General features: G+C 71.3%; 3 protein-coding genes and 1 riboswitch. Of the genes, 2 read left to right on the forward strand and 1 reads right to left on the reverse strand.

The window, feature by feature from the left end; genetic code table 11:
- The first annotated feature begins 138 nt into the window (after nt 1-138).
- Nucleotides 139-1,629, forward strand: a complete 1,491-nt coding sequence (locus M1E25_RS23855; RefSeq protein WP_251419068.1) for an SDR family oxidoreductase — start codon at nt 139-141, stop codon at nt 1,627-1,629.
- Nucleotides 1,630-1,639: 10 nt separating this feature from the next.
- Here M1E25_RS23855 and M1E25_RS23860 read toward each other — a convergent pair whose 3' ends face one another.
- Nucleotides 1,640-4,069, reverse strand: coding sequence for a SpoIIE family protein phosphatase (locus M1E25_RS23860; protein ID WP_251419070.1), 2,430 nt, complete (start codon nt 4,067-4,069; stop codon nt 1,640-1,642).
- 669 nt (nt 4,070-4,738) lie between these two features.
- Nucleotides 4,739-4,945, forward strand: a riboswitch (cyclic di-AMP (ydaO/yuaA leader).
- A gap of 2 nt (nt 4,946-4,947) precedes the next feature.
- Between M1E25_RS23860 and M1E25_RS23865 the strand changes: the two genes are divergently transcribed.
- A complete protein-coding gene (locus M1E25_RS23865) occupies nt 4,948-6,087 on the forward strand; it encodes a transglycosylase family protein (RefSeq protein ID WP_251419072.1) in 1,140 nt (379 codons plus the stop codon).
- Nucleotides 6,088-6,198 lie beyond the last annotated feature (111 nt).

The raw sequence follows: 6,198 nt of genomic DNA on the forward strand, positions 1-6,198 counted from the left end.
CCGTGCCCCGGCAACGCGGAAGACGGCACCGGAACCGCCGTCCGCCGCAGGACCCGGGTTTGGCGGTCCCAGCCGCTCGAACGTAAAGTTCCGCCGGAGCTCGGGGCGAGCGCGAGACTTGAGGAACGGCGGCCGGGAATGACGGCGAGTACAGACACACGGACCGGCCCGCAGGCCGCCGTGTCCGACAGCGACGTGCCGGGCATCGATCCCGTCCGGCTCGAGGTGTGCCTCAGCGTCCTCGCCGAACTCGACAACCTGCCGTTGGACCACCCCGACGCGATCGCCGTACGCCGCGCGACCTCGGGCATCTACCGCACCGTGAAGCAGCGCCGCCGGCAGGAACGCCGCGCCGCCAAGACGGCCAACGACAAGGCCGTGACCGAGGCCACCGCCACCGGATCCGCGGACCGCATCGACGACGAGACCCAGGGCATGGCCCTGACCTCCTCGGCCACCACGGAGATCGCCGGCATCCTGCAGCGGCCCCGCTCCTGCTACATCTGCAAGACCCGGTACGTCGAGGTCGACGCGTTCTACCACCAGCTGTGCCGGCGCTGCGCCCAGGAGAACCGAGCCCGGCGCGACGCACGCACCGACCTCACCGGACGCCGTGCGCTGCTGACCGGTGGCCGGGCCAAGATCGGGATGTACATCGCGCTGCGCCTGCTGCGCGACGGCGCCCACACCACCATCACCACCCGCTTCCCGAACGACGCAGTGCGCCGGTTCAAGGCGATGCCCGACAGCGCGGACTGGCTGCACCGCCTCAAGATCGTCGGGATCGACCTGCGCGACCCCGCCCAGGTCGTCGCCCTGGCGGACTCGGTCGGCGCCGAGGGACCGCTGGACATCCTGATCAACAACGCCGCGCAGACCGTGCGCCGGTCGCCGCTGGCGTACGCGGAACTGGTGGCCGCCGAGTCGGCCCCGCTTCCCGCCGGGGAGCTTCCTTCCTCCCTCGTACTCGGCAGCTTCGGCAGCGGCGCGCAGCCGGAGCTGCCCGCCCAGCCGTCCGGCCGCCACGACGCGCTGACCCCGGAGGCGGTCACGGCGCTGGCCCTGACCAGCGGCTCAGCGGCCCCGGCCCGGATCGAGGCCGGGAACGCCATCGACGCCGGCGGCCTCGTGCCCGACCTCGACCCGGTGAACAGCTGGATCCAGCGGGTCGACGAGGTCGATCCCGTAGAGCTCCTGGAAGTCCAGCTGTGCAACGTCACGGCACCGTTCGTCCTCGTGAGCCGGCTCCGCCCGGCCCTGGCCGCCTCCGCCGCGCGGCGCAAGTACGTCGTCAACGTATCTGCGATGGAAGGCCAGTTCAGCCGCGGCTACAAGGGTCCGGGCCACCCGCACACCAACATGGCCAAGGCCGCGCTGAACATGCTGACCCGCACCAGCGCCGCGGAGATGCTGGAGACCGACGGCATTCTCATGACGGCCGTCGACACCGGCTGGATCACCGACGAGCGGCCGCATCCCGACAAGGTGCGGCTGGCGGCCGCGGGCTTCCACGCGCCCCTCGACCTGGTCGACGGCGCCGCCCGGGTCTACGACCCGATCGTCCGTGGCGAGCAGGGCGAGGACCTGTACGGCTGCTTCCTCAAGGACTACGCGCCCTCCGCCTGGTGATGCCGGCCGCTCAGCCGGGGATGTCCTGCTCGGTCCAGATGGTCTTGCCCGCCGTCGTGTAGCGCGTGCCCCACTTGTGCACGAGCTGCGCCACGATGAACAGGCCCCGGCCGCCCTCGTCGTCTTGGGCCGCGTGCCGCAGGTGCGGTGAGGTGTGGCCGGTGTCCGACACCTCGCAGAGCAGTGTCCGGTCGCGGATGAGGCGGAGCTGGACGGGACCGGACGCGTGCCGGACCGCATTCGTGACGAGTTCGCTCACCACCAGCTCCGTGGTGAACGACAGCCGGTCGAGCCCCCACTCCGCGAGCTGCCGTGCCGCGGTGGCCCGGGCGCAGCCGACCGACTCCGGTGTGGCCGGCAGATCCCACAGCACCACCTGCCGGTCGCTGAGCATCCGGGTGCGTACCAGGAGCAGGGCCGCATCGTCGGCGGTCGGCGCGTTGGGCCGCAGCGTGGCCACTGCCCGGTCGCACAATTCCTCCAGCGACCGGGTGTGCTCGGATACGGCTTCCTGCAGCTTGCGCAGTCCGACATCGATGTCCTGGCCCCGGACCTCCACCAGACCGTCCGTGAACAGGGCGACGAGAGTGCCCTCCGGCAACTGGACGTCGATGCTCTCGAACGGCAACCCGCCCAGGCCGAGTGGCGGCCCCGGGGGGACGTCCGGCAGGGCCGGCCCGGTGCCGGGCCGGACGATCGCCGGGGGGAGGTGACCGGCCCGTGCGGCACTGAAGCGGCCGGAGACCGGGTCGTAGACGGCGAAGATGCAGGTCACGCCGAAGGCCTCGTCCTCGTGGTCCTGGTCGGGCACCCTCCCCTCGCCCCCCTCCACACCTTCGGCCACCTCCTCGGCCGTCTGACGGACGAGGTCGTCCAGCCGCGTCAGCAGCTCGTCGGGGGCGAAGTCCATGTGCGCAAGGGCGCGCACCGTCGCCCGCAGCCGGCCCATGGTGGCAGCCGCGCGCAGGCCGTGACCCACGACGTCCCCTACCACGAGGGCGACCCGCGCGCCGGACAGCGGGATCACGTCGAACCAGTCCCCGCCCACGCCGGCCACGTTGTCAGCGGGCAGATAGCGGTGCGAGACCTCGACGGCCGTCTGCACCGGGAGCCGCTGCGGCAGCAGACTGCGCTGCAGGGTGAGGGTCGCGTTCCGCTCCCGGGTGTAGCGCCGGGCGTTGTCCATGCTGACCGCGGCCCGGCCGACCAGTTCCTCGGCGAGCTCGACGTCGTGCGGGCCGAAGGGGCCGGAGGAGTGGTCGCGCAGAAAGGTGACCAGGCCCATGACGGCGGTGGGGCTGCGCAGGGGGACGACGAGCCGCGTCGGGGCGTCGTCGCCGGGTCGGGCGTCGTCCTGAGACGTGGTGCCCCCGGCCAGACTCGACGCCTGCGGCGTGCCCGGAGGATGGGTGACCAGGTCGTCACGCCCGGGGTGCGGGGACCGCGGGTCGGCTGCGGCGTCGCTCCCCGAGCGGGCCTGACGGGCCACGCACACCAGCGGCCGGGCTCCGGTGTCCGCGCCGGGCTCACCGCCGTCGATGACCTCGGGCTGCACGTCCACGTGCACGGCGTCGGCGAAGTCCGGCACGCACACCCCGGCGACCTCCCGGGCCGTGCCCGCCACGTCGAGGGTGGCACCGAGCCGGGCGCCCGCGCGGACCAGCAGGGCCAGCCGCTGCTCGCTTCGGTAGCGCTCGGTGATGTCGTAGGCGTCCTCGCAAACGCCCAGCGGCTGTCCGCGGGCGTCCATGAGGCGGTAGTAGGAACACGACCAGATGTAGTCGTGCTCCGGGTCCGCGGGAGGACGCCCGCGGAAATGCAGGTCGACGACGGGCTCGCCGGTCTCCAGAACCCGCCGCATGACTTCCTGCAGCGACTTCGGGTAACCGGGGGTGACCACACCGCCGGGGTACAGATCGTTCGCAGGTGTCCCGACGTAGCTCTCCAGCGGCCCGTCCAGTTCGAGCCCGGAAGCCGCGTTCGCCCAGGCCAGACGGATGTCGGTGTCGTAGATGGCGAGACCGATGGGGGACTGGGTGACCAGCCCCTGCAGCATCGCCTGGTGGGAGTCCCAGTCGTGCAGCTCCCCGAGATGGGCAGCGGCGAGCAGCCAGGCGGGACCGGAGACACCGTCGGCCAGGGGGACCATGGTGGTCGCCACACGCAGCATCCGTCCGTCCCGGTGACGGACGTCGAAGGCCTTGCTGCGCTCGGTGCGGCGCAGACGGCGCAGGATCGAGGCCCCGGGATCCGCCGGGTTCAGCAGCAGCGTGTCCACCCGGCTGCCGATGACCTGGCCCGGCGGGTAGCCGAGCAGATTCTCGGCCGTCGGGCTCCAGCCGATGATCACTCCGCGCGCGTCCAGCACCGCAGTGGCCGCTCTCGTCATGTCGAGAGGGCCACGGAAGTAGAGGGTGTCGTCCGTGCTCCAGTCGCTCATCGCACCAGCTCGCTTCCGGATGGCCGTGGTCCGTCGCGCCTGGTGCGGGGACCGTCCGTTCCGGTCCGGCCCGTCCGGGGCAACGGCCAGGAACACCCGTGCTGCTCACGTCCAGCATCGGTCCGGGATCCGGCAATGACAACCGCTGCCCGGAACCGGCGGAGGCAGCCGCCGGTCGCTGGCGGTCGTGGCGGCGGAGGGAGAAGCGGACGGGCCGCGCCGGGCGATCTGCGTGGGCCGGCGGTCGGCATCCCTCTTGCACGTTGACGCCGCCCCGACCGCCCGCCGGGTGGTACGGCCTTCCGAGATGCCCGGCTGAAGCCTTTAGAAATACCGAAAACATATGTAAATCTCCATCACTTGCATAACGCATAGATGGTGCTAAAGCCTCGAATCGGACACCGGTGACGCACTTCACAGCGGCGCTGCATTTCCGCCCCCGGTCAAGCCCACCAATATCCGATGCAGCGTCAGAAATATTCGGTGCGAGGGCTCTTGGATTCTCGGGAGACGTTCTCGGATTGCGCTGCGGAAGGGGGGTTCAGCACAGCGTGATGTAATGACGGTGAAAAGCCCGAATTTCGATCTCCTGGCCGTTCCGCGGAGCTTGTGAAGGTGAATTCGAAGCACTTACCTTTACGGCTCCCGCAGCTCAAGGTGCGGGTATCCAGGGCTGGTACGCCGAATCCTGCCACCGGCCCGGACTCACTCGAAGACCACGGCAGGAGCGGGGGAACCACAGGTAAGTGCCGGTCGCGCGCCGCGCGACCGGCTTGGGGTGAAGACGCGCCGCAGCCCTGAGCTGCCGACCCGCGCGGCCGGGCAACTCCAGCCCGAACCCGACAGCTCACCTCGTAGGCGTAGGAGAGGAAATTCCTATGTCTGCACGCGGACGTCATCGCCGCCCGTCGGCTTCTGCCCGCTTCGTGTCCCACGCCACGCTCGTCATCGCCAGCAGCGCTGGTGTCGCACTCGTCGGCGCTTCCGGGGCCCAGGCCGCTTCGGTCGACACCTGGGACAAGGTGGCGGAGTGCGAGAGCTCCGGCAACTGGAAGGCCAACACCGGTAACGGCTTCTTCGGCGGCCTGCAGTTCACCGAGAGCACCTGGAACGCCTTCGGCGGCACCAAGTACGCCCCCCGCGCCGACCAGGCGACCAAGGACCAGCAGATCGCCATCGCCGAAGAGGTGCTCGCCGTCCAGGGCCCCGGCGCCTGGCCGGTGTGCTCCGGCAAGGCCGGGCTGACCAAGGGCGGCGCTGCTCCCGAGATCTCGCCGGACGCCGCGCCGAAGCCGCAGCCGAAGAAGGAGAAGCCCGCGCCGAAGCCCGCCGGCGGGGAGGGCGACCGTGCGTCCACCTACACGGTCGTTCCCGGTGACAGCCTGTACGGCATCGCCGAGTCCCACGACGTCCGCGGCGGCTGGCAGGCCCTCTACAAGGACAACCGCGAGACCGTCGGGGACGACCCCAGGCTGATCCTCCCGGGCCAGAAGCTCTCCCTCGACGGCGAGCGCGAGCACCGGGCGGCGCCGAAGCACGCGGCACCGAAGGCCGCGGAGAAGCCGGCGAAGCCCGCCGCTCCGAAGAAGGCGGCTGCGCCCGCGGCTGCCCCGGGCTTCAGCGCTCCGGTGGGCGACCTCTCGATCGGCACGCCCTACCATCAGGCGGGCGGCAGCTGGTCGAGCGGCTACCACACGGGTGTCGACTTCCCGGTGCCGACGGGAACCCCCGTCAAGTCCGTCGCCGATGGCGAGGTCGTCTCCGCCGGTCAGGGCGGTTCGTACGGCAACGAGGTCGTGATCCGGCACGCCGACGGCAAGTACAGCCAGTACGCGCACCTGTCGCAGCTGTCGGTCTCCGCCGGCCAGACGGTCAAGGGCGGTCAGCAGCTCGGCCTCTCCGGCGCCACCGGCAACGTCTCGGGTCCGCACCTGCACCTCGAGGTCCGCACCGGCCAGGGCTACGGCTCGGACATCGACCCGGTCGCCTACCTCCGGTCGCACGGCATCAACCTCTGACGGCCCCCGGCCGAGGCATGCAGGAGGTGTCCGCCCCGCCGGCGCGGGACGGACACCTCTCGCATTCGTGCCGGAGGCCGTCGCTGCTCGCACGTCTCGCAGACCGGCGTG

This window comes from Streptomyces meridianus (assembly GCF_023703325.1).
GTDB lineage: Bacteria > Actinomycetota > Actinomycetes > Streptomycetales > Streptomycetaceae > Streptomyces > Streptomyces meridianus.